2 protein-coding genes are annotated in these 3,011 nt (G+C 38.7%); both read left to right on the plus strand.

What is annotated here, in order from left to right; translation table 11 throughout:
* Nucleotides 1–1,611: heavy metal translocating P-type ATPase (locus RRG12_RS42400; protein WP_420763238.1), on the plus strand; the 1,611-nt coding region annotated here is incomplete at its 5' end.
* Nucleotides 1,612–1,704: 93 nt separating this feature from the next.
* Complete coding sequence (locus RRG12_RS42405) at nucleotides 1,705–2,385, plus strand: hypothetical protein (protein WP_420762244.1); 681 nt, start codon at nucleotides 1,705–1,707, stop codon at nucleotides 2,383–2,385.
* The last annotated feature ends 626 nt before the right edge of the window (nucleotides 2,386–3,011 follow it).

A 3,011-nucleotide genomic window follows, 5' to 3' on the forward strand; every position in this document is an offset into this window, starting at 1 on the left:
AAATTACCCGAAGCTGTCGGAGTAATGTTATTTTATAAAATTGGAGAATTGTTCCAAGATATTGCCGTCAGTCGTTCCCGTAATTCTATCAAAGAATTATTGGAAGTCCGCCCAGACTATGCCAATATTCAAATAGAGGGAGAACTCAAAAAAGTATCGCCAGAAACAGTAAATGTTGGGGATATTATCGTCGTGAAACCCGGAGAAAAGATTCCCTTAGATGGCGAAATTATAGATGGTAATTCGCAAGTTGATACATCTGCATTAACTGGAGAATCTGTGCCGCGAACAGTGAGGCTGGGAGAAACGGTTTTGGCTGGGATGATCAATAAAATGGGTGTTCTCAGCATTAGAGTCACAAAACTCTTTGATGAATCTTCCATTGCTAGGATTTTAGACTTGGTGCAAAATGCCAAAAGTAAAAAAGCAGAAACAGAAAAGTTTATTACTAAATTCGCCCGATATTATACACCAATAGTAGTTTTTACATCTTTAGCAGTTGCAATATTACCTCCTTTATTCATTTCTGGTGCAACTTCTTCAGAGTGGATTTATCGCGCCCTAATTTTACTAGTTATTTCCTGTCCCTGTGGACTCGTTATCAGTATTCCATTAGGTTACTTTGGAGGTGTGGGAGGTGCAGCCAGACGTGGTATTTTAGTCAAAGGCTCTACTTTTTTAGATACTTTAAATGCAGTGAATACAGTTGTTTTTGATAAAACTGGAACGTTAACTCAAGGGGTATTTAAAGTAGTAGAAATAATACCATTAAATGGCTGGAATGATGAAAAATTACTGCAATTAGCTGCCAAAGTAGAATCACACTCAAATCATCCCATTGCTCAATCTATCCGCAAGGCTTATGGTGAAAAAATTGATGAATTTGAGGTGAGAGATTATGAAGAGATAGCAGGCTATGGAATTAGAGCCAAGGTTGAAAATAGGGTAGTGATAGCAGGAAGCGATCGCTTATTACATAGAGAGAATATTTATCACGATAATTGCCAGTTAGAGGGAACAGTTATTCATCTAGCAGTGGATGATATTTACGCTGGGTATATTGTCATTGCTGATGAACTCAAAGAAGATGCAAGACTTGCTATTCAAGCACTCAAGCGAATGGGTGTAGAGAGAACAGTAATGTTGACAGGAGATAATCAAGCGATCGCTTCTCGAATTGCTCAACAGATTGGCATAGATACCTATGAAGCAGAGTTATTACCCGAAGAAAAAGTTAATGCCATTGAGAAGTTACTCAGCACCGCCGGCAAGCATGGTAAAGTTGCCTTTGTTGGGGATGGTATTAATGATGCACCAGTGATTGCTAGAGCAGATGTTGGAATAGCGATGGGCGGGTTAGGTTCAGATGCAGCGATAGAAACTGCCGATATTGTGATCATGACAGATGCACCATCAAAAGTGGCAGAAGCAATACAAATCGCTAGAAAAACCCGCACAATAGTTTGGCAAAATATTGGCTTTGCTTTAGCAATTAAAGGTATATTTATTGGGTTGGGTATTTTAGGTATAGCAACAATGTGGGAAGCTGTCTTTGCTGATGTTGGAGTAGCCTTGCTGGCAATTTTAAATGCAACTAGAGCGATGAAATAAAATTTTGGGAAATCGGGAATCTGTAACGGGGAAATTGTAGTAGTTAAACGATGAGTACTCACAACTCATATTCTGCTACCCAAAATAGAACCCATGCATTCATCAATCAAAGGTATTGCTACAGCTACTTTAGCTTTACTGCTAAACTATTCAGCAAATCCAGCCTTTGCACTACCGCAGAAAATTAATCATCCAGTTACTGTTGCTAAATCGCAACCATTAACAGACACCTTGATTGTTCCTGGGGAACGAGTGGGGCCGATTACACGCACAACGACTAAGAAAGATTTAGTTAAGCTATTTGGCGCGTCTCGTCTCGTTGATAAAACCATTTCAGGCCCCGAAGGAATAGGTAGTTTTGCAGCTACTCAGTTAAACCTAAATCAGGGGCGATCGCTCTTGGTAGTCTGGAGTGATAATACTCGTACCAAACCTCTAGATGTGCGTAACCTGGGTTGGGCTTGGAAAACCCGCGAAGGTATTGGTGTTGGAACCCCATTAAGCGAATTACGCAAGAAGTTAGGTAACTTTAGACTCTATGGATTGGAGTGGGATTACGGCGGTACTATCTTGTTGGATAGTAGTAAATTATCCCGTTATCAAGGCAAACTCATTTTACGAGTAAACGCTGCTCCCAATGCTTATGAAAAATTCCCCAATGACTACCAAGCAGTGTTAGGGGATAGTACTTTTTCCTCTAGCAATCCCCACTGGAAACGTTTGGGAATTAGGCTAGGAGAAATTATCGTTGTATTGAATCCTAGTCAGGAATGATGTACTTTCACAAATTGCTTGTTGGAAGCCTTGCAATGGAAAGCAGCGGCGATCGCACCAAAAACTAGATACACTTCAGCCAGAATGGGACAAGCGCCATATTAGCGATGAACTAGATAAAATTGAGTTTGCATTGCAATCATGAAACTTATGTAAATATACAGTTATTTGGCAGATGGAAATCAGGATTTCCTCACCCAGAAAACAAGGAAAATAGAGATATTCAGTTAATTGGTGTTTGTTTATACTATTTCAAATTTTTGTAGTCGTTATACTCATAACTTAGGTTCTACCTGGGAATTAGGAAGTGGCTTTGCCACTTCTTTTTATTAATATTGTGGCACAGTAAAAAATAAGTTAAAAGTTAAAAGTAACTTCATTGAACTTTTAAACTTTATTAATTATACTTTTTCATCAAATATCTGCTATCCATACATTGTAGGGACGTATATCTGTAAGTCCCTACAAACGATTAATTTATTGCAAAGATTTTTGACAATGGTATGATATAGTGCCTGTTTAATTGACCAAGCAATCTGACGGAATTCTGGTCATCTAGACATGATGTTAAGTAAGTCGGTGGGAACAAACCAAATTATGTTACGAAACTTAAATAGGCTTAAAAC

Source organism: Nostoc sp. CALU 546 (assembly GCF_048836525.1).